The organism is Nitrospira japonica (assembly GCF_900169565.1).
GTDB classification, from domain to species: domain Bacteria; phylum Nitrospirota; class Nitrospiria; order Nitrospirales; family Nitrospiraceae; genus Nitrospira_C; species Nitrospira_C japonica_A.
The window spans coordinates 3,555,557-3,574,548 of record NZ_LT828648.1 but is presented as its reverse complement, the minus strand read 5'-3'; the positions used below and the strand labels follow the sequence as shown (position 1 = coordinate 3,574,548).

The following is an 18,992-nucleotide window of genomic DNA, read 5'->3' as shown; positions in this document are numbered from 1 at the left end:
TGAAATTTCACCACGGCATGCGAATGGTTGCGGCCTTTTCAGCGGAACGGTAGACTCCGCCGTCGGAGGTCGGCATGGCGCAGCTCATCATCTGCTTCGGGGACAGTTTGACGGCTGGATTTCAATCGCCCACCCGCACCCATCCGACCGGACGGGACACGCCGTACGGAGAGTTTCTGCAGGGATGGCTGGGTGCGTCGAGTCAGGTTCGCGTGAGCGGCAACTGCGGAGAGCTGACCAGTGAAATGGCGATGCGATTCCGGCAGGACGTGCTGGCACACCGGCCGGGCTACGTGGTGATCCTTGGCGGCACCAACGATCTCGGATGGAACGCCAAGCCGTCGGACATCATGCGGAATCTGCTCACCATGTACGAACTGTCGCGCGCCGAACAGATCATTCCGGTGCCGGTCACGGTGCCGTCCGTTCGGATCGAGGACGCCGGAGGTGCGCCGGACGCGGCAGCCTGGATCGAAGATCATCTGCAGCGGCGCCGGCAGTTGAACGAGCTGATCCTGGCGTATGCCCACTCCAAACAGCTCATCGCCGTCGATCTGTTTACTGAGACGGCCGAGCCCGACACGGGGCGGCTTGCGGCGTCCTATTCGAACGACGGGCTGCATCTGACGACGGCGGGATATCGGCGGTTCGCCGAGTTGCTGTTCGACCGGGTATTCCAGCGGGTCTGTCCCGATGCTCCGGGGCGCGGCACATGATCACCGATGTCACGGATCGAACGTTCGATCGCCTGGTGGAAGAAGCGACTGTGCCCGTATTGGTGGAATTCTGGAAGCCCGGTTGCGGAAGCTGTCGTGCCTTGCTGCGCCAGCTCGTCGGAGTGCAGGAGGAAACGGCGGGCAAGCTGCTCGTCGTTAAGATGAATGTGGAGGAGAACCATCAGATCCCAGCCGAGCTGGAGATCTCGTCGCTTCCCGTGCTGGCACTCTATCGAAGGGGCCGATTTGATCGGTTCATCGGCGGGATCGGCACCAGGGAGGCCTTACTCGCGCAGTTGACCACGCTCCTCGATGCGCATGGAGCGGGGGATTTGGACTCCTGACAGGAACCTGCCTCGTCAGAGCGTGCGCCAGAGCCTTCCGTCTTCCTCGATCAGTCGGTCCGCTTCCGCCGGGCCCCAGGTCCCGGGCCGGTATTCCGGCAGCCGGCGGGAGCCTTGCTGCTGCCAACCTTCCAAGATCGTGGTAATCCAAGCCCACGAGGCTTCGACGGCATCGCGCCGCATGAATCGCGATGCATCCCCCGTCATGACGTCGAGCAGCAATCGTTCGTAGGCTTCCGGCGACGCCTGTCCAAACACTTCACCGTAGCGAAATTCCATTTCCACCGGCACGGTCTGCTCTCTCGTGCCGGGCACCCGCGACACGATCCGGAGCGACAAGCCTTCTTCGGGCTGGATCCGGAGCGTCAATACGTTCGGCGGCTGCGGTTGCTGCACGTCGGCGTTGAACAAGATCCGCGGGATTTCCTTGAATTGGACGGCGACCTCGCTGGCCCTCGACGGCAGCGCCTTGCCGGTCCGCAGATAGAACGGCACGCCCGACCAACGCCAGTTTTCGACGAAACATTTGAGCGCGACGTAGGTTTCCGTCGTACTGTTCGGGTTCACCCCCTTCTCGCGGCGATAGTCTGGAACCGCCCGGCCCTGAATCGTGCCCGCCGCATACTGCGCGCGGACCGTGCAGCGCTTGAGATCGTCGCCGACGATGGGGCGCAGACATCGGAGCACTTCCATCTTGGCGTTGCGGACGACGTCCGGATCGAGCGAGTAGGGCGGCTCCATCGCGACCAGGCAGAGGAGCTGCAGAATGTGGTTCTGCACCATGTCGCGCAGGGCCCCGGCTTCTTCATAATAGGAGGCGCGGGTACCGACTCCCTCCGCCTCGCTGACCGTGATCTGTACGTGGTCGATATATTTGTGGTTCCACACCGGCTCGAAGATGCTGTTGGCGAACCGGACGACCATGAGATTCTGTACGGTCTCTTTGCCGAGATAGTGGTCGATTCGGAAGATTTGGGATTCGTCGAACACGCGGCCGGTCACGGCATTGATCTCTTTGGCCGAGTTCAGGTCCCGGCCCACCGGCTTCTCCACGATAATGCGCGAGTAGGGCGGGGCCTTGGACAGAGGAGTGGCGAGTCCGGCCTGGGCGAGCCCTTCGCAGACGGCCGTGAACGAGCTGGGTGGAATGCTCAGATAGAAAATACGGTTGCCCGGCAGGTCGAAGGTCCGCTCCAGTTCTTCGGCGCGCCGTCTCAACGCGGTGAAGGTGTCGGGAGCGTCGTTCTCTCCGGCCAGGTAGAAGAGATGTTCGGCGAAGGATGCCCACTTCGCTTCGTCGAGCGCCTGGCGTGAAAATTTCTCGACGCCTTCCCGCAGCGACGATCGGTATTCCTCATCCGACATCCTCCGGCGTCCGAGCCCCAGCACCGCAAACTTCTCGGGGAGCAGTCCGTCCAGGAGCAAATTATACAGAGCCGGAATCAGTCGGCGCCGGGCCAGGTCTCCCGATCCGCCGAAGATCACCAGCGTACAGGGTTCGGTAGGCGACGGGCTTTCCGGAGCCGGCTTGGCGTCGAGTTTCTTGACGACAGGAGACATGGCAAAGACCGGTTACCGTTTGACCGCGTGTCCGCCGAATGCGTTGCGCAGAGCCGCCAGCATCTTTTCCGCGAATGAATCGTCCTGACGGGAGCGGAACCGGGTGAAGAGGGCGGAGGCCAGCGTCGGAACCGGCACTCCCTTTTCGATGGCATCCGCGATCATCCAGCGCCCTTCCCCCGAGTCCTGCACGAAGCCCTTGAGATGATCCAGCTTGGGATTTTCCTTGAGGGCGCCGGCGGCCAATTCCAACAACCAGGACCGGACGACGCTCCCTTGCATCCACAAGTCGGCGATGCGGGGCAAATCGAGGCGATAGTCGCTCTTCGACATCAATTCGAACCCCTCGGCATATCCCTGCATCATGCTGTACTCGATACCGTTATGCACCATCTTGACGTAATGTCCGGATCCCACGGCGCCCATGTGAGCCCATCCGTTTTCGGGAGTCAGGGTCGTGAAGACGGGCGCGAGGCGCTCCACCGCCGCCTTGTCTCCTCCCACCATCAGGCAATATCCCGCCTCGAGGCCCCAGACGCCGCCGCTGGTTCCCGCGTCGAGGTAGGCGATGCCTTTGCCCTTGAGCTCGTCGGCCCGGCGGACGTCGTCATGGAAGTTCGTGTTGCCTCCGTCAATGATCGTGTCGCCGGATTTCAGCAGGGTTCCGAGCGCCCGAATCGTCTCTTCGGTCGGCGCTCCGGCCGGCACCATGCACCAGACGGCTCTCGGCGCATTCAATTGTGCGGTGAGGTCGGCGAGCGAGGAGGCGGGGATGCAGCCGTGCGTCGTGGCCTGGCTGACCAGGTCGGCCGAACGATCGTAGACCACCACGCGGTGTTGATCGCGGCGCAGACGGGTCACCATGTTCATGCCCATCTTCCCGAGCCCGATGAATCCCAGCTCCATGATCTTCTCGTTGTTCGTTCGCGGGATCGGCCGTCGATGAGCCGACGCCGTGCGTGCCGTGCGGCGGGACGGTGTCGCGCCGTCAGTCGATTCTGGCGGGGTTCGGCACCTCCCGGAACAGCAGATCCGCCAAGTCACGCCCGATATTCAGTCGCTCCGGAAGGGTGCCCGCGGTAAGAAACTTGCCGACCAATTCACCCAGGGATTGATCGCGGGACGAGATGAAGCGCAGCAGATCGGCCGGGGGAGTCAACCACAGGCCCTTCAGACGAAAGAACGCATTCGAGTATTCGTCGAAGAACATCATCATCAGATAATTGGCCGTGGCGGGCTTGTCCGCCAGATCCTGGGCTTTGCCGAGCCAGTGCAGGCACTGCGCCTTCAGGCGAATTTGTTCGTTGACGCTGGAGGGAGCCGGTCCCTGGCGGAACCGCTGGTTGGCCCGATCGATCAGTTTGGCGCCGATCGCGTCATGGTCGAACAAGATCCGGCTCTTGCGCAGAAGCGGGGGCAGGCGGGGCGAATAGGCGAGTTCGTCTTCCAGATCCCGATGTCCATAATAGCGGATGTCCGCCAGCCGGGCCGCGACCCGCACGATCTCGTGCGCATCGGCCTGACCCTTGACCAACGCGATCAGGTCGATATCGCTGTGCGCCGTGACGGAGCGCCGGGCCCCGGAACCGATGAGGATGACGCTGACGAGATCGCCCCCTCTGCGTCCCTTCGCATGGCGCAGCGCCAGTTGTACGAGTTCTTCGAATCCCGGTTCATCGACCGGCTCCGGCTGCTCGGGCGGTTCGGGAACGTCCAGGAGTTCGGCCTGCAGCTCTTCACGGCTCGGCAGTGTCTTGGTTGGGTCGGTGTCCATCACGTACGGCCTCGGTTTCTTATGATCGCTGGGTCTCGAGAATGCGTGTTTCGAGGGAAGCGAGCCAGTGTTCGAACGGTTCGTCCGCGTCGACCACGATCTCAAGCTTTCCATTTGTCAGTCGCCGTACGAGGCCGGGTCGTTCAGGAGAAAGAGGAATTTCCACCCATTCACGGTTCAGGCCGAGACGGTCGGTCAATTCGAGGATTCGGCTGATCTGGGCGAAGGACACGGCTTCCAGCGGCGGCATGATTCCTTTCGGCTTCGAGAGTGCGTCGGTGCGGCGGATAGATTCGGTATCTTCGAGTCCGGCCGCATCGACGTCAGGCATTCTAGATTTGGGTGGCGGCACTGTCAATGCGCGGTGGTCACCTGAGTACGCGTGCGAAGACGTCGGCGGCTTGATCGATCGCCTCCGTCGAGACGTCCAGATGGGTCACGGCGCGGAAACTCGTTCCGCCGACCGCGTTGATCAGCACGCCTTCCTGCTTGAGGGCCGCGACGAGCGCGGCGGGCGCGAGGCGATGGCCCGGGACGTCGAAGACGATGATGTTCGTCTCGACGTGCTGCGGACTGATCGTGATGGCGGGAATGTGCTGAAGCCGCCTGGCGAGGCGTTTGGCATTGTCATGGTCCGTCTTCAGACGCGCGACGTGATGTTCCAACGCATAGAGTCCGGCGGCGGCGAGCACGCCGGCTTGGCGCATGGCGCCTCCGTACATTCTCCTGAACCGGCGGGCCCGCTCGATGAGCGCGAGGTCGTTGCTCGCAAGGAGCGAGCCGGCCGGCGCGCCCAATCCCTTCGACAGGCAGAGTGAAACGGTTTCGAAATGCTGGGCATAGGATGCGGCCGGCAGCGTGGTTGCCGTCACCGCATTGAACAACCTCGCACCGTCCAGATGCATCGGGATCCGGCGGTCTACGGCGACGGCTCTGATCCGTTCGATTGTCGAGAGGGGATAGATCGTGCCGCCGCCGCCGTTGTGTGTGTTTTCGAGGCAGATCAGCGCGGTTCGAACGGTGTGGGGATCGCTCGGCCGGATCGCGGCTTCGACGAGATCGGCGCCCACGAGCCCGCGGTCTCCGGGGATGCAGTGCAGTTGCACGCCCGAGAGGGCGGCGGCCGCTCCCTGCTCATACCGGACGATGTGGGCCTTGCTTTCCGCGATGACTTCCTGCCCCGGCTGCGTGTGCACGCGGATGGCCAACTGATTGGCCATGGTGCCGGAGGGGACGAAGAGGGCGGCCTTTTTCCCGAGTAGGGCCGCGACGGCATCCTGAAGCTTGTTGACGGTCGGATCCTCTCCATAGACGTCGTCGCCGACGTCGGCCTGTGCCATGGCTTTCCGCATCGCCGTGGTCGGTTTGGTCACCGTGTCGCTGCGAAGGTCGATCAACGTCATCCCTGAGTGCATACCACAGCGGAGGGCGGGAAAAAAGTCCCGGTCCGACCCTCGTCCGTCGATTTTCCGCTTGCACCCTCGGAGCGCGCCCGTCAGGATGCCGCCCTGTGACGCATCTGCGCTCGACCATTCAAGCCGTAACCGGGGCGGAATCCGAGGAGATCGTGCCGGTGGCATGGTCGTTCTTCTACTTTTTCTGCCTGCTGTGCGGGTACTACATTCTTCGTCCGGTGCGGGACGAGATGGCGATCGAAGGCGGTGTCCAGCATCTTCCCTGGATGATGACTGCCACGTTTGTCACGCTGCTGGTCGTGACGCCGTTGTTCGGCTATCTCTCCTCCCATGTGCCACGCAATCGCCTGCTGCTGAGCGTCTATACGTTTTTCGGGGCCAATCTCATCGGCTTTTTTCTGCTCATGATCAGCCACACGACGCCCTCGTGGGTCGCGCGCATGTTCTTCGTCTGGCTGTCCGTCTTCAACCTGTTCGTCGTCTCGGTATTTTGGAGCTTCATGGCCGACCTCTTTACGCCTTCTCAAGGAGCCAGGTTGTTCGCGGTGATCGCCGCCGGAGGCAGTACGGGCGCCATGTGCGGGCCGGTCTTGGCCGCGACCGTCACCTATCTGGCGCCCATCCCGTGGCTGATGCTGGTGTCGGCGGGATTTCTCGCCGGCTGCGGGTTCTGTATCTACCGCCTGCACGAATGGGCGTCGGCCCGACCGGGAGTCCAGGGCGTTCAGTCTGGCCACCCGCTCGGAGGCGGCATGTGGGAGGGAGTTCGACTGGCCGTCTCCTCGCCGTATTTGCTGGGGATCTGTCTCTATCTGTTTTGCCTCACCACGACGGCGACGTTTCTCTATCTGGAGCAAACGCGGCTGGTCAGCGAGCAGATTCCCTCTCCGGAGGGCCGTACCAGACTCTTCGCCACGATCGATCTTGCCGTCAATGTCATCACGTTCCTGACGCAGCTGTTCGTCACCGGCCAGGTGATCGGCCGGCTTGGATTGGCGGCGGCGCTTGTCGCCCTGCCTCTCGCCAGCGCCGCAGGGTTTGCCCTGATCGGGGCGGCTCCCGTGCTGGTGTTCTACGCGCTGTTTACGGTCGTTCGGCGTGTGGGGGAATATGCCGTCTCCAAGCCGGCCCGTGAGGTGCTTTTCACGGTCGTCACCCGCGAGGAGAAATACAAAGCGAAAAACTTCATCGATACGGCGGTCTCGCGTGGAGGCGATGCCGTGACCGGGTGGGTCGTCAATGCCGTGAAGGCTCTCGGGGTGTCGGCTGCGCAGATTTCGTGGATACTGGTTCCAATCGCCTGCTGCTGGGCCTGGTTGGGATGGTCGCTTGCACGACAGGAAGATCGAAGACGACGGGCCGGAACGGCCGCCTCCGAAGCGACGGGGTGACGGTTTACTGTCTGAAAAATCGCGTGCTATAGTTCGCCGGCGCGCAGCAAGACCTTAGGATACGGAGGATCCGATGCCTGAAGTTCCAGTGAAGATATATGTCGATAAACTCTTGAAAGAAATTAGAAAAATGGCTCCACCCGTCGCGTTGTTGCCTGGACCGGTCAAAGACAAGGCTATTCGAGCCATGGCCGACCGCATCGAAGCGGATGCCGAAGCAATCCTCGCCGCCAACGATCGGGACGTCGATGCGTTGGGCAAGTCGTTCGAAGGCGAATCGAACAAGGATCCTCTCAAGGCAGCGGTCGCGAGAGTGCGCATTCAGGCCGACGATATCAAGGAGATGGCGGAGCGTCTTCGGACCATTGCGGACTCGGCCGATCCGGTCGGCGCGGTGACCGCCAAATGGGAACGGCCGGACGGGCTACAGGTCTCGCGCGTGCGTGTGCCCATCGGGGTGATCGGCGTGATTTCGGAACGAAAGCCGTTGGTCACCGTCGAATCCATCGCGCTCTGTCTCAAAGCGGGCAATCCCTGCATTTTCCGCGGCGCACCGGAATGGGCGCTGACGCACGAGGTCATCGGCAAAGGACTCAAGGAAGCCGCGCAGGGGGAAGGCGTGCCGGCGGGCGCTTGGGTGCTGGTGGAGCGTCAGGAGAAAGAGGTGGCGGTCGAACTGATTCGGGCGGGCAAACATCTCGACGCGATCATCCCGCGAGGCGGTCCGGGCTTGCGCAAGGCGGTGCTCGATGGAGCCAGGATGCCGGTACTCTGTCACGACGGAGGCTTGAATCATCTCTACGTCGATGCCGACACCGATATTCCCATGGCGCAGAACATCGCCATCAACTCCAAAGCACAGCTGGCCGGCGCGTCGAACGCGCTCGACACGCTGCTGGTCCAGCAGGTGGTGGCCCGGCAGTTTTTGGCGGCGCTCATCAACCGGCTCCTCGATGAATTCAAGATCGAAGTGCGCGGGTGTCCGAAGACCATCGCATTGATGGGACAGATGGCCATGAGCGGCCACACTTCCATCAAGCCGGCCGCGGAGGAAGACTGGACGACGCAGTTCGAACGACGCCTGTTGGCCGTCAAGATGGTGACCGGCCTGGACGAGGCCCTGCAACACATCGCCCAGCACGGACCGGTGCTGACCGCCGTCATCGCCACCACCAATTACGCGTCCGCCATGCGATTTACGCGCGAGGTCGATGCCGCTTCGGTCATGGTCAATGCGTCGTCTCGGCTGAACGCAGGCGACGGGTTCGGGCTCGGTGCGGACATCGGTCTCAGCACGTCGCGCCTTCATGCGAAGGGACCGGTCGGACTCGAGCAACTGACCTGCGAGAAGTACGTGACGTTCGGCAGCGGCCAGTTGCGTCTGCCGCACCCGGTTCCGGAAGCCTATTTTGACGCCATCATGCTGAAGCGACCATGAACGCCTGCTGAAACGCTCTCTGGCTGCGTTCTCAGTCGCTCGAACCACTCAACGTACCCTCACCGCGTACGCCTCGTGGTCCTTGCTCCTTGCGGCCTTGCTTGAGGAGTGGCGCGTCTCTGCGCCAGGGTGGGTGGGTGAGAATGGTGCCGTTGTGAGCAGGCGCTTTGAGGATCGATGATCGGTGACTCGCTGCAACGAGCGCTCAACGCGCACTTGGAGTTTTGGAAGCTTCGGCGGTTCGACTCCGACGAGGCCTATTTCCACTGGCAGCGGCAAACTCTTTCCGCCGACGACCTCTCGATCCTTCACCGCCAAATTGAGCAAAAGCGGCAGGGGACCGGCGCCGCCGAAATCGCCTTTTACGACGCGACGGCCGAACCTCGAATTCTTCCGGTCCTGTACAGCCAGCGGTATGAGTACTACTTGACGGTCGGAGCGTTGACCGCGGAGCGGATCGGTCGCGCGGCATCGGTCCTCGACTTCGGTTGCGGCCCCGGTATTTTGACGACGTTCTACGCCAGACGGTTTCCTCACGTTTCATTCCTCGGGGTTGATCGGTCGACGACATCGGTACGTCGGGCCGAAGAGCAGGCGGCGACGCTCGGCCTGCGGAACGTTCGATTCGAGTGCCTCGACATCGTGGAGCGACGCCCGTCGGTGACGGTTGATCTGGTAGTAGCGACCCATGCGTTGGTGCAGGCGGAGCAGGATCCCGGCCTGCCGAGTCTCGATTGGAGGACGTTCGAACGGGATCGGGATGCCGCCGTTCAGCGGGAATTCGAGGAGCGGACGGGGATCGGTCCCCGGCTCGACGGACTCTGCTCGCTTCTGGCCGCGGATGGGCGCATGGTCGCACTTGAAAAGACGCGCCAGCTGTCGCGGCGTGTCCCGTTTCAACGGGCCCTGGCGGCGCGCGGGTTGGTTCAAACCGAACCGTCTCGCCCCGTCCGCTATAACCTCGTGGAGGAGGTTGCCGAGGACGGGCCGTTCTACACGATGCGGAAAAACGGAGATGCCACGGTGGAGTGGAACGAAACGCCGGAGCCTGACGAGGGGTCTCCGTTCAGTCCGTCAGCCGGTCCCCCGGCAGCCGGTTCTGACGCGCCGCTCTATGAAAATCACCATCCGTCGGCGCAATCGGTTTGGCAGAGGTTGAGTGGTCGTATCGTCATCAGGGAACAGACCCGCTCCGAAGCAGACGGACGGCAACTGCATGCGGAGTACGGGCAGTTCGACGAGGGTCGGTATGTGTATTGTGCCAACACGTTCGACCGGCGCCAACTGGTGATCGTCGAACCGGCGCGCGCCGCGATGCTGGAAGCCTACTATCAAGAAATCGTCGGCGGATGATCGTGCGCGTCACGTGCCGGTTCTATCCGTTGGATATTTAGGAGCGACGCCGAGGCGCCGTTCAACACAAGGAGGACAGGCATGGTTCAATCGAGCAAGGGCATCATTGTCGCGAGCATACTTTCGGGCGCGATCGGCGGCTTCGCAGCGTCGACGTTGACCGGTGTGCCGGGCCACGCGGAACCGTCCGATCAAACAACCTTTCAGGTCGTGCGCGCGCAGGAATTCCAGTTGGTCGACGGCAAAGGCCGTACGAGAGGGGTCATGGCTTTTTCAGCGGATGGTCAGCCCTATCTCCAGCTTCGCGATGAGCAGGACATCAGCGGCGTGTGGGTGGGAATCGCGAGGGATACCGGAGTGGCCGTTCGCGACAAGGATGGTAAGACCAGGTTAGTTTTGAGCGTGGATGACGCCGGTAGTCCGTCGCTGGTCGTCCGTAACCGAGACCATCAGACCCGTTCGTTTCAACCCTAGGCGATCGCCGAACGGCGGTTCCGTGTCCGCCGGATCCGTCAAGAGGGCTGTTCGATGAGTGAAACGACATCATGCGATGATGCCGGCGAAGTCGTTGGCCTGATTCCGGCGGCCGGCCTGGCCACGCGGCTTCAGCCGTTGCCCTGCAGCAAGGAACTCTTGCCGATCGAGTGTGTCCGGGACGAGCGAAGCGGTCTGGCGAGACCGAAGGTCGCCTCCGAGTATTTGCTCGACAAGTTCCGAGCCGCGGGGATTGCCAAAGCTTTTTGGGTGATCCGCTCGGGCAAGTGGGATATCCCGAACTATTTTCGCGACGGGGCTTCCATGGGAATGTCCATGGCCTACGTGGTCATTTCCGACTCGCTCGGCCCGCCGGACACGATCGATCGAGCCTATCCACTCGTGTCCCGCTACCGGATCGCATTCGGATTTCCCGACATCCTGTTCGGCCCCTCCGATGTCTACGCCAGGCTGATCCAGCGGCAAGAGCGGACCGGTGCGGCCGTCGTTCTGGGCCTGCATCGTATTGCGGAGGTGCGGACCTGGGACATGGTGGAAACGGACGAGGACGGTCTGGTCCGCCGCATCGAGATGAAGCCGGCCTCCACCATGCTGTCGTATGGGTGGGGATGTGCCGTATGGACGGGAGTCTTCACGGAATTCCTTCATCGGTTCCTGCGGTCCCCCGAGACCACACGCGATTTCTCCCGCTTGACCAGCAAGGCAAACGATCCGGGCGGCGACGTGGCGATGGGAGTCGTGTTGCAGGCTGCGTTGACGGCGGGTATCCCGGTGCAGTCCGTGCACCTGCCGGGCGAGAGTCCCTTGGATATCGGCACGCCCGAGAATCTGGCGAAGGCCATGCGCGAAGGCGGGCGGGGATAGGCCCGGCTACTTCTGCTTTGGTGTCCACTCCCGAGCCAGCCGCTGCGCTTCGGCGACCTGGGCGGGGGTCATCTGTTTGGTGAGCGCGTCCCGGCGCTCGATCGCCCTCTTCTCCCCATGCGCCGCCGACAGGTTGTACCACATGTGCGCCTGAATGAAGTCCTGGGGAACGCCACGGCCCTGCTCATACATCAAGCCGAGCTTGGCAAAGGCCAGCGCGTCTCCCTGCGCCGCCGCCCGGCGGAACCAGGAGAGGGCCATCTGTTCGCTTTCGGGCGCCCCGTTTCCCTGGAAGTACAAGGTGCCGAGATTGACCTGGGCCCCGGGATGTCCTTTCTCAGCCGCTTTGTCGAACCATTGCTTCGCCTGGATGTAATCCTGAGGCACCCCGCGGCCTTCGCTGTAGAGCATGCCCAACCGGTTCTGGGCGTCGGGATTACCCTGTTCGGCCGCCTTGCGGATTTCGGGAATGGAAATCGTGGACTCTTCATAAGGAAGAGTGGGGCTGGAACGGTCGGGCGACGAATCGTCAAAGACGCAGGACGTCAGCAGACAGCACAGCAGCCACGGCAGGTGAAGCGAATAGAATGGTTTAACCATGAAATCAATCTCACCACATTCTTCACCGGTCAGTATCGCGAGTGATCCTGCTCAGAGTGAGTGAATGGGTCGGAGCGGTAAAGCCGAATCCTACTCAGCTTGATGCGCGAAGTTCAAGCGGGGAGATCTACGGATGGCTCTCACCGGCCGATGACGTGCGGACGCGCGACCGTGCGTTGGTTGAAATGTCATGCCGGAAGTCGGCGCAGCCACGCCTGTCATGTAATCAGTGTGACGACCGATTGGAATTATGTGCCGGGCCGACAGGGGCGAAGTCGATGAAACCGTGCTCGACGTCGGTGTGCAGCAGTTCGACCGGGAGGATGTCGCCCACATCGAGCCCTCCGGCATGCGAGATCAATTTCCCTTCCACCGGCGGATCGAGCAGGCGCACCCATGTGCCCTTATTCGAGGCGCCGGTCACGATGGCATCGAAGCGCCGGCCGATCTGCGATTCGAGTAAGAGCGCCGCGGCCGATTTCCGGAGCTGCCGCTCGACTTTCTCCGCGTCGTCTTCCTTTCTGGTGCAGTGATCCGCCAGGAATTGAAGTTCGTCGGGGCGATACGGCAGTGACGCATTCGCCAGAGCGGCCTTGATGAGCCGTTGGGTGATGAGGTCGGGAAATCGGCGGTTGGGCGCGGTGGAGTGGGTATAGTCTCTCACCGCGAGACCGAAGTGTTCGGATGAGCCGTCCTGCCAACGGTCCAGCACGTATTCTCCCCGGCCGATGAGCTTGACGATTGCGAGGGAGAGGTCGGGAAATCTCAGGGGATCGGCCTCCCGTCGTTTGACCAGGAACGCTTCCAGCGCGCGCGCGTCAGGCTCGGCCGGCAGCGCTTCATTCCATCTCGCGGCGACCTCCGCGATACGCTGCCAGCGTTCCGGCGATCGGAGGACGCGTCGGAACGAGGGCAGCCCTTCGGCCTTCAGAAATGAGACCGAAGCCTGATTGGCCGCGATCATGAAATCCTCGATCAGGTCCTTGGCCCGATTTTTACGCTCGACCAGGACGGTCGACAGTCGCTCGCCGTCGAAGACAGCCTTCGGCTCCAGGGTTTCGAGGCTGAGTGCGCCCTCCTGGTGGCGTCTGGCCTTGAGCCGGCGCGCGACCCGGTCCTGCAGCCGCAGCTGGGCGTCCAGGCCCTCGACTGCCTTGACGGCATCGGGCACGGGACCCGTGCCTTCCAGCCAGGCGCCGACGGAACCGTAGGCCAGTTTCGCGTGATTGCGGACCATGGCGCGGTAGATCCGCGAGTCGAGCACCTCGCCGTCTTCCGCCACGCGCATGTCCACGACGATGGCCAGGCGATCCTGGCGCTCATTGAGCGACGTCAGATCGGTCGAGAGTTTGTCGGGCAGCATGGGGAACACGCCTCCCGACGTATAGACCGACGTCGTATTGTGCAACGCATGGGCGTCGAGGCTCGAATCCTTCGCGACCAGGGCGTCCACGTCGGCGATCGCCACGCGGATCGAGGCGAGGCCGTCCGGTGCGACCTCGGCGACGGTGAGCTGATCGAGATCCCGGGAGTCATCGTTGTCGATCGAGACCCATTGCCAGTGGATCAGATTGCGTACCTGCGGATCTCCCGTGCCGTCCGCCGGGACGGAAATCCTGGCCAATTCGCCCAGCGCCGCGGGCGAGAAGTCGGGGTAGAAATCCCGTTCAACCATGGCGCGTCTGGCAATGCCGCGAAGATCGGACCGATGGGTGCCCATAAGGTGTCCTCCATGACCGACGGCATTCTATAACACGAATTGCGGGCTCTTGGCAGCCCGTGCGGCGCTTGCGGCCGGTGTCAGGAAACTGGTAGTACTATTCTAGTTTCCTTGGTGAACCATGCCGACCCGCAAGCCGGTTTCGCGTCAGCTCCCGAATGCCCCCGCGACACAGCGAGTCGTGGCCGCCGCCCGCCGTCATTTTCTGAGCCAGGGGTTCCGCCGGGTCACGATGGACGAATTGGCGGATGAACTGGGAATGAGTAAGAAGACCCTGTACGGTCTGTTTCCCAGCAAGACGGCGCTTGTCGAGTCGGTGATTCTGGACAAGTTCCGGTGCGCCGAAGCCGATCTGCGCCGAATCACGGCCGCTAGCCGGGGCGACGTTCCCGGCGCCTTACGCCGTCTGGTCGCGGCGGTGCAGACCCATACCCAGGAGATTCAGGCACCGTTCGTGCGCGACATTCAGCGCGATGCCCCTCATCTATTCGAGGTCGTGGAGCAGAAGCGCCGGGAGCTTATCCGGCGGCACTTCGGCAAGTTGCTGAGCGAAGGACGGAGAGCCCGCGTCATCCGGCGGGATATTCCGATGCCGCTGATCATGGAAATTCTGCTCGGGACCGTTCGAGCGGTCATGAATCCCCCCAAGTTGATCGAGCTGGGTCTGACGCCCGATCAGGGCTACAGCGCCATCATGTCGGTCATCTTCGAGGGACTGCTCGCCGGGACTTCACGGAGGCTGTCATGACGGACTCCCGGTCGATCGCACGGATTGTCCTGCGGACCGTTGTCGCGATTACGTTATGGACGGGAATTCAAGGATGCACGCGTCCGGATCCGACGTTGGTCCAAGGCTACGTCGAAGGAGAATTCGTCTATGTGGCGTCTCCGTATGCCGGAGCCCTGGAATCCCTGGCGGTACAGCGGGGGCAACAGGTGAAGGAGGGGGACGGCCTCTTCCGTCTGAACGGGGAACCGGAACAAGCGGCGCGGGAGGAAGCCGAACGCCGGCTGTCTCAAGCCAAGGCAACCTTGGAGGATGCGAAGAAGGGAAAACGTCCTTCGGAAATCGACGTGATCAAGGCGCAGCTCAAACAGGCCCGCATCGCGGTCCGGTTGTCTGAGCGGGAATTCACCAGGCAGGAGGCCTTGAGCCGCGTGCCGGGCGCCACATCCGAGCTGGAACTGGACCGAACGCGGGCGACGCGGGATCAGGACCGCCATCGGGTTTCGGAGCTACAAGCGGAACTGGACACGGCGCAGGCCGGTTCCCGCAGCGACCAGATCGCGGCGGCCGAAGCCGAGGTGCGCGCGCGAGAAGCCGCGCTCGCGAAGGCCGCGTGGGAGCTCTCGCAGAAGCAGCAGCAGGCGCCGAAGGCCGGCCTGGTGTTCGAGACGTTGTATCGGGAGGGCGAGTGGGTGGCGGCGGGGCGCCCCGTCGTCGTTCTCCTGCCGCCGCAGAACATCAAGGTTCGGGCCTTCGTGTCACAAGAGATGGTCGGAACGTTGCAGCCGGGACAGTCCGTTCGCGTGTCCGTCGACGGGGTCGCGGAGCCGTTCGTCGGCACGGTGAACTATATTTCTCCAAAGGCGGAATTTACCCCTCCGGTGATCTACAGCCGGGAAAGCCGATCCAAGCTCGTCTTCATGATCGAAGCGCGGTTCAATCCGTCGGTCGCGGCGAAGCTGCACCCCGGCCAGCCGGTGGACGTCCGGATCGGAGGCGATCGATGACGCGGGACGAGCTGGCCATCGACGTGCAGGACATGACCAAACGCTTCGGCGACCGGACGGTGGTCGACCGGATCGGTTTGCAGGTGCGCAAGGGCGAGATCTGCGGCTTTCTCGGTCCCAACGGGAGCGGGAAGACCACGTTCATCCGCATGCTGTGCGGTCTACTGCGCGCGGACGCCGGCCGCGGCACCTGCTTGGGCTACGACGTCATCCGGGGGAGCCGGGAGATCAAGCGACAGGTCGGCTACATGACCCAACGGTTCAGCTTTTACGAGGATCTGAGCATCGCGGAGAACCTGGATTTCGTCGCCCGGATGTTCGACATACCTGATCGGCGAAATGCCGTCCGTCTCAGCCTCGAACGGTTGGGTTTGCTCGAGCGGCAGCAGCAGTTGGCCGGCGAACTGTCGGGAGGGTGGAAGCAGCGGCTTGCGCTGGCGGCCTGTTTGATACATCGGCCGAAGCTGTTGCTGCTTGACGAACCCACCGCCGGAGTCGATCCCAAGGCGCGGCGCGAGTTTTGGGAGCAGATTCACGATCTGGCCGCCGAGGGCCTGACCTGCCTCATTACGACCCATTATATGGATGAAGCCGAACGGTGCCACAGACTGGCCTACATCGCCTACGGCAAGCTGCTCACCCATGGAACCGTGCAAGAAGTGATCGACCATGCCGGCCTCACGACGTGGCTCGTGGCGGGGCCGGATCTGCATCGGCTCGCTACCACGCTCCGTGCCAGGTCCGGCGTCAAACAGGCGGTGGCGTTCGGCAACCGGTTGCACGTGAGCGGGGACGACGACCGGGCGCTTTCGGAGGCCATCGCTCCGTTCAAGACGGCGGACTACGATTGGCGGCGGATCGGCCCTGGACTCGAAGACGTCTTCATCCACCTCATGGGCAGTTCACAGGACAATTTTTCGTCATGACGGCGCACAACTTGTTTTCGCCCGCGAGATTCTGGGCCATGGTGGTGAAAGAGTTCGTCCAGATGCGCCGCGACCGGCTGACGTTCGGGATGATGATCGGGATTCCCTTGATCCAGTTGATTCTCTTCGGACTGGCGATCAATGCCGATCCCAAGCATCTCCCGACGGCGGTGCTGTTGGCCGACCGCGGGCCGCAGGGACGCAGTCTGTTGGAGGCCATTCGCCACAGCAACTATTTCGAATTCGTCCGGGAGTTGCGGACGGAAGCCGAGGCCCGCGCGGCGATCGCGCGGGGAGATGTCCAGTTTGTGGTCTCGATTCCGGAAAATTTCACCCGCGATCTGTGGCGGGGCGACCGGCCGGCCGTCCTCGTCGAAGCCGACGCGACGGATCCCGCCGCCACCGGCAACGCGATCGGTTCGCTCCGGATGCTCGTGAACTCGGCTTTCCAGCATGATCTCAAGGGGCCGCTGGCGTTTCTGGCGCGGCAGGACGACCCGGTCGAGTTGCGCGTCCATGCGCAGTACAATCCCGAGGCGGTCACGCATTACAACATCGTGCCGGGCCTCATGGGCGTCGTACTGACCATGACCATGGTCGTCATCACCGGTCTGGCGATCACGCGGGAGCGCGAGCGAGGCACGATGGAGAATCTGTTGTCCATGCCCACGCGGCCGTTCGAAGTCATGATCGGGAAGATCATTCCGTATATTCTGGTCGGCTACGTCCAGGTCGGACTGATTCTCCTGGCCGCGCGCTTTCTGTTCGGGGTGCCCATGGAAGGCAATCTCGTGCTCCTGCTCCTCGCGGCGCTGGTCTTCATCGCCGCCAATCTCGCGGTCGGCATCACCTTTTCCACGATCGCGCAGAACCAGCTGCAGGCCATGCAGATGTCGTTCTTCTTTTTCCTGCCGTCCCTGCTGTTGTCGGGATTCATGTTTCCGTTCCGCGGCATGCCGGCCTGGGCGCAGGCCATCGGCGAAGTTCTTCCGCTCACGCATTTTCTGCGGATCGTCCGGGGGATCCTCCTCAAGGGCAATGGGGTCGACGAAGTCCTGCTGCAACTCTGGCAGGTTGCGTTGTTCGCCGCGGTCGCATTGACGATCGGCGTCACACGCTTCAGACAGACGCTCGATTGATTTAAGCCGTTCCGTCAGCCCATCGCCGCCCAGATCTTCTGTGCATTCTCGCCGGTGAACGTCATATCGTCCTGGGAGCTCGAACTGCGCTCGAAATAGATGTGCAGCAAGCCGCCTCCGAAATGGGCTTCGCGCACGAGATCCAGATTGATCGCCACCTCTCCGGCCCGTTCTTCATCCTTGACCTTGACGAATCGCATGCGGGTCTCCTTTCCTTATCAATGATACGCGGACCGGGCCGTGGGGCCGCATCGCCGGTCCGTCCGTTCTGGAAGTGGACGGTGGGCGGGGGTGAAGGGGGGAAGCCGATGCCTGGCCAGCCGATCAGACGCGGCCGGCTTTCATGTTGGCCGGCACGGCAATGTCGATTTTCTCCGGCAACGGCGCCCGGCGTTTGTTCATCATGTCGACGAAGGTGTCCAAGTCGATGGACAGGTTGAGGCGGGGATTGAACCGTTTCTCCTCTCCGATGGTCGAAGCCACGCGGCCGTTGTAGTCGTGTCCCGGATAGACGACCGTCTCGTCGGGGAGGGTGAACAGCTTGGCGCGGACGGATTCGAACAGTTTCTTGGAGGACCCGCCCTGCAAATCCGTGCGGCCGTTCCCCCGAATGAACATCGTATCTCCCGTAAACACTCCGCGCGGGAGCCAATAGGAGGTGCAACTGTCGGTGTGCCCGGGCGTGGCCAGGGCTCTGATCGAGGTCGCTCCGAACGTAAGGTCCTTGCCGTCGTGGAGAAACAGGTCGGCTCCTGTGACCACTGCTTCGGCGCCCCCGCCATAGACGATCGGGACGCCGGTTCGATCCTTGATGAGCGATGCTCCGGTGATATGATCGGCGTGAATGTGGGTTTCCACTGCAAAGGCCAGAATCAGGTTCAGTTCCTTCACCAGCGTCAAATCCCGCTCGACGTTTTCGATGATCGAATCGATGATGATGGCTTTGCGGGACGCCACGTCGGCGACGAGGTAGGTTCGACTCTCGCCGCGGTCATCCACGTTCTGCACCTCGTTCACGTCCAGCAACGTCGTGACGACGTAGGTTCCACGCTCGGGCATGGTCCGACTCCTTTGCACAGGCGGTGAGTGCCGATTTGTTCCCCGGAAAAACGCGGCCATTCTACTGGCTCCAGTCGGTCGAGTCCACGGTTCAGCGCGAGGGGCGTCCCGTGAGCGGTCGGACGGGCAACGAGCGCGGAATCACCCCGACTAACGATTTTCCGGGGGGATCAACCGGAGTTCACTCGCGAACGTGGCGTGGGCGACGGGATCGACCGGCCTGTGTCGAACGACGGTACCGGCCGGATCTTTCCCCAGGAAATTGTCTCCCTTCCAATTCCTCACTGGCCTGACCGGTCGGGGTACGAAGCCCCCGCCGCAGTTCGGACAGACGTTGCCTAAGATCCGTTCCACGCAGTCTGCGCAGAACGTGCATTCATAGGAGCAGATCCGCGCCTCGAGTGAATGAGGCGGCAGCGGGCGGTTGCACTGTTCGCAGGTTGGTCTCAGTTCGAGCATGGAGG

At 62.6% G+C, this 18,992-nt stretch carries 21 protein-coding genes; 11 read left to right on the top strand and 10 right to left on the bottom strand.

Annotated features, from left to right (window positions below):
* Window positions 1-74 precede the first annotated feature (74 nt).
* Together NSJP_RS17075 and NSJP_RS17070 are read left to right on the top strand one after the other, a co-directional pair.
* Entirely contained in the window at window positions 75-716 is a 642-nt protein-coding gene (locus tag NSJP_RS17075) for a GDSL-type esterase/lipase family protein (protein ID WP_080888086.1), read from the top strand.
* A complete protein-coding gene (locus NSJP_RS17070) occupies window positions 713-1,060 on the top strand; it encodes a thioredoxin family protein (protein ID WP_080888085.1) in 348 nt (115 codons plus the stop codon). The genes NSJP_RS17075 and NSJP_RS17070 overlap by 4 nt, the downstream gene beginning before the upstream one ends.
* Window positions 1,061-1,075: 15 nt before the next feature.
* On the opposite strand, the gene zwf is transcribed toward NSJP_RS17070, so the two are convergent.
* The 5 genes from zwf to ltaE all read right to left on the bottom strand — a co-directional run bounded on the left by zwf (window position 1,076) and on the right by ltaE (window position 5,797).
* Window positions 1,076-2,620 (bottom strand): glucose-6-phosphate dehydrogenase, encoded by a 1,545-nt coding sequence (gene zwf, locus NSJP_RS17065; protein ID WP_080888084.1) that lies wholly within the window; start codon window positions 2,618-2,620, stop codon window positions 1,076-1,078.
* 12 nt (window positions 2,621-2,632) lie between these two features.
* Window positions 2,633-3,526 carry a phosphogluconate dehydrogenase (NAD(+)-dependent, decarboxylating) gene (gene gnd, locus NSJP_RS17060; protein WP_080888083.1) on the bottom strand — a complete coding sequence of 298 codons (894 nt, stop codon included), beginning with the start codon at window positions 3,524-3,526 and terminating at the stop codon, window positions 2,633-2,635.
* An 82-nt stretch (window positions 3,527-3,608) separates the two neighbouring features.
* Entirely contained in the window at window positions 3,609-4,394 is a 786-nt protein-coding gene (locus tag NSJP_RS17055; RefSeq protein ID WP_080888082.1) for a lyase family protein, read from the bottom strand.
* Between the two features lie 19 nt (window positions 4,395-4,413).
* Window positions 4,414-4,725, bottom strand: coding sequence for a hypothetical protein (locus NSJP_RS17050; RefSeq protein ID WP_155970368.1), 312 nt, complete (start codon window positions 4,723-4,725; stop codon window positions 4,414-4,416).
* Window positions 4,726-4,762: 37 nt separating this feature from the next.
* On the bottom strand, window positions 4,763-5,797 hold the full coding sequence (ltaE, locus tag NSJP_RS17045) for a low-specificity L-threonine aldolase (RefSeq protein ID WP_172834417.1): 1,035 nt from the start codon (window positions 5,795-5,797) through the stop codon (window positions 4,763-4,765).
* A gap of 107 nt (window positions 5,798-5,904) precedes the next feature.
* Between ltaE and NSJP_RS17040 the strand changes: the two genes are divergently transcribed.
* The 5 genes from NSJP_RS17040 (at window position 5,905) to NSJP_RS17020 (ending at window position 11,350) form a co-directional block, all read left to right on the top strand.
* Window positions 5,905-7,200, top strand: coding sequence for an NTP/NDP exchange transporter (locus NSJP_RS17040; RefSeq protein ID WP_172834416.1), 1,296 nt, complete (start codon window positions 5,905-5,907; stop codon window positions 7,198-7,200).
* A 73-nt stretch (window positions 7,201-7,273) separates the two neighbouring features.
* Window positions 7,274-8,638: a glutamate-5-semialdehyde dehydrogenase gene (locus tag NSJP_RS17035; protein WP_080888079.1), complete on the top strand. Its 1,365-nt coding sequence runs from the start codon at window positions 7,274-7,276 to the stop codon at window positions 8,636-8,638.
* Between the two features lie 177 nt (window positions 8,639-8,815).
* Window positions 8,816-9,991 (top strand): class I SAM-dependent methyltransferase, encoded by a 1,176-nt coding sequence (locus NSJP_RS17030; RefSeq protein WP_080888078.1) that lies wholly within the window; start codon window positions 8,816-8,818, stop codon window positions 9,989-9,991.
* A gap of 81 nt (window positions 9,992-10,072) precedes the next feature.
* A complete protein-coding gene (locus NSJP_RS17025) occupies window positions 10,073-10,465 on the top strand; it encodes a hypothetical protein (protein WP_080888077.1) in 393 nt (130 codons plus the stop codon).
* A gap of 54 nt (window positions 10,466-10,519) precedes the next feature.
* The gene (locus NSJP_RS17020) at window positions 10,520-11,350 is read left to right on the top strand and encodes a nucleotidyltransferase family protein (RefSeq protein WP_080888076.1); all 831 of its coding nucleotides are present in this window, start codon (window positions 10,520-10,522) and stop codon (window positions 11,348-11,350) included.
* A gap of 6 nt (window positions 11,351-11,356) precedes the next feature.
* On the opposite strand, the gene NSJP_RS17015 is transcribed toward NSJP_RS17020, so the two are convergent.
* Complete coding sequence (locus NSJP_RS17015) at window positions 11,357-11,950, bottom strand: tetratricopeptide repeat protein (protein WP_080888075.1); 594 nt, start codon at window positions 11,948-11,950, stop codon at window positions 11,357-11,359.
* A 226-nt stretch (window positions 11,951-12,176) separates the two neighbouring features.
* Window positions 12,177-13,670 carry an RNB domain-containing ribonuclease gene (locus NSJP_RS17010; protein ID WP_080888074.1) on the bottom strand — a complete coding sequence of 498 codons (1,494 nt, stop codon included), beginning with the start codon at window positions 13,668-13,670 and terminating at the stop codon, window positions 12,177-12,179.
* 121 nt (window positions 13,671-13,791) lie between these two features.
* On the opposite strand from NSJP_RS17010, the gene NSJP_RS17005 reads away from it, so the two are divergent.
* From NSJP_RS17005 to NSJP_RS16990, 4 genes are read left to right on the top strand one after another with little or no spacing between them, the layout of a single operon-like run.
* Window positions 13,792-14,418: a TetR/AcrR family transcriptional regulator gene (locus tag NSJP_RS17005; RefSeq protein WP_080888072.1), complete on the top strand. Its 627-nt coding sequence runs from the start codon at window positions 13,792-13,794 to the stop codon at window positions 14,416-14,418.
* On the top strand, window positions 14,415-15,404 hold the full coding sequence (locus NSJP_RS17000) for an HlyD family secretion protein (protein ID WP_080888070.1): 990 nt from the start codon (window positions 14,415-14,417) through the stop codon (window positions 15,402-15,404). Before NSJP_RS17005 ends, NSJP_RS17000 begins: the two co-directional genes overlap by 4 nt.
* Window positions 15,401-16,330, top strand: a complete 930-nt coding sequence (locus NSJP_RS16995; protein ID WP_080888068.1) for an ABC transporter ATP-binding protein — start codon at window positions 15,401-15,403, stop codon at window positions 16,328-16,330. Before NSJP_RS17000 ends, NSJP_RS16995 begins: the two co-directional genes overlap by 4 nt.
* The gene (locus NSJP_RS16990) at window positions 16,327-17,469 is read left to right on the top strand and encodes an ABC transporter permease (RefSeq protein ID WP_080888066.1); all 1,143 of its coding nucleotides are present in this window, start codon (window positions 16,327-16,329) and stop codon (window positions 17,467-17,469) included. The genes NSJP_RS16995 and NSJP_RS16990 overlap by 4 nt, the downstream gene beginning before the upstream one ends.
* A gap of 14 nt (window positions 17,470-17,483) precedes the next feature.
* Here NSJP_RS16990 and NSJP_RS16985 read toward each other — a convergent pair whose 3' ends face one another.
* From NSJP_RS16985 to NSJP_RS16975, 3 genes are all read right to left on the bottom strand, one after another.
* Window positions 17,484-17,669 (bottom strand): hypothetical protein, encoded by a 186-nt coding sequence (locus tag NSJP_RS16985; RefSeq protein WP_080888064.1) that lies wholly within the window; start codon window positions 17,667-17,669, stop codon window positions 17,484-17,486.
* Between the two features lie 124 nt (window positions 17,670-17,793).
* Window positions 17,794-18,528, bottom strand: coding sequence for an MBL fold metallo-hydrolase (locus tag NSJP_RS16980; protein WP_080888063.1), 735 nt, complete (start codon window positions 18,526-18,528; stop codon window positions 17,794-17,796).
* 150 nt (window positions 18,529-18,678) lie between these two features.
* Window positions 18,679-18,987, bottom strand: a complete 309-nt coding sequence (locus NSJP_RS16975; RefSeq protein ID WP_080888644.1) for a DUF1272 domain-containing protein — start codon at window positions 18,985-18,987, stop codon at window positions 18,679-18,681.
* Between the last annotated feature and the right edge of the window lie 5 nt (window positions 18,988-18,992).

Bases quoted from the DNA above. Each gene is read 5' to 3' on its own strand.
- NSJP_RS17070 (WP_080888085.1), top strand. From the start codon at position 713: ATGATCACCGATGTCACGGATCGAACGTTCGATCGCCTGGTGGAAGAA.
- NSJP_RS17005 (WP_080888072.1), top strand. From the start codon at position 13,792: ATGCCGACCCGCAAGCCGGTTTCGCGTCAGCTCCCGAATGCCCCCGCG.
- NSJP_RS17050 (WP_155970368.1), bottom strand. From the start codon at position 4,725: ATGCCTGACGTCGATGCGGCCGGACTCGAAGATACCGAATCTATCCGC.
- NSJP_RS16995 (WP_080888068.1), top strand. From the start codon at position 15,401: ATGACGCGGGACGAGCTGGCCATCGACGTGCAGGACATGACCAAACGC.
- NSJP_RS17000 (WP_080888070.1), top strand. From the start codon at position 14,415: ATGACGGACTCCCGGTCGATCGCACGGATTGTCCTGCGGACCGTTGTC.
- NSJP_RS17035 (WP_080888079.1), top strand. From the start codon at position 7,274: ATGCCTGAAGTTCCAGTGAAGATATATGTCGATAAACTCTTGAAAGAA.
- NSJP_RS17025 (WP_080888077.1), top strand. From the start codon at position 10,073: ATGGTTCAATCGAGCAAGGGCATCATTGTCGCGAGCATACTTTCGGGC.
- NSJP_RS16975 (WP_080888644.1), bottom strand. From the start codon at position 18,987: ATGCTCGAACTGAGACCAACCTGCGAACAGTGCAACCGCCCGCTGCCG.
- NSJP_RS16980 (WP_080888063.1), bottom strand. From the start codon at position 18,528: ATGCCCGAGCGTGGAACCTACGTCGTCACGACGTTGCTGGACGTGAAC.
- gnd (WP_080888083.1), bottom strand. From the start codon at position 3,526: ATGGAGCTGGGATTCATCGGGCTCGGGAAGATGGGCATGAACATGGTG.
- NSJP_RS17030 (WP_080888078.1), top strand. From the start codon at position 8,816: ATGATCGGTGACTCGCTGCAACGAGCGCTCAACGCGCACTTGGAGTTT.
- ltaE (WP_172834417.1), bottom strand. From the start codon at position 5,797: ATGACGTTGATCGACCTTCGCAGCGACACGGTGACCAAACCGACCACG.
- NSJP_RS16985 (WP_080888064.1), bottom strand. From the start codon at position 17,669: ATGCGATTCGTCAAGGTCAAGGATGAAGAACGGGCCGGAGAGGTGGCG.
- NSJP_RS17020 (WP_080888076.1), top strand. From the start codon at position 10,520: ATGAGTGAAACGACATCATGCGATGATGCCGGCGAAGTCGTTGGCCTG.
- NSJP_RS17010 (WP_080888074.1), bottom strand. From the start codon at position 13,670: ATGGGCACCCATCGGTCCGATCTTCGCGGCATTGCCAGACGCGCCATG.
- NSJP_RS16990 (WP_080888066.1), top strand. From the start codon at position 16,327: ATGACGGCGCACAACTTGTTTTCGCCCGCGAGATTCTGGGCCATGGTG.
- zwf (WP_080888084.1), bottom strand. From the start codon at position 2,620: ATGTCTCCTGTCGTCAAGAAACTCGACGCCAAGCCGGCTCCGGAAAGC.
- NSJP_RS17055 (WP_080888082.1), bottom strand. From the start codon at position 4,394: ATGGACACCGACCCAACCAAGACACTGCCGAGCCGTGAAGAGCTGCAG.
- NSJP_RS17015 (WP_080888075.1), bottom strand. From the start codon at position 11,950: ATGGTTAAACCATTCTATTCGCTTCACCTGCCGTGGCTGCTGTGCTGT.
- NSJP_RS17075 (WP_080888086.1), top strand. From the start codon at position 75: ATGGCGCAGCTCATCATCTGCTTCGGGGACAGTTTGACGGCTGGATTT.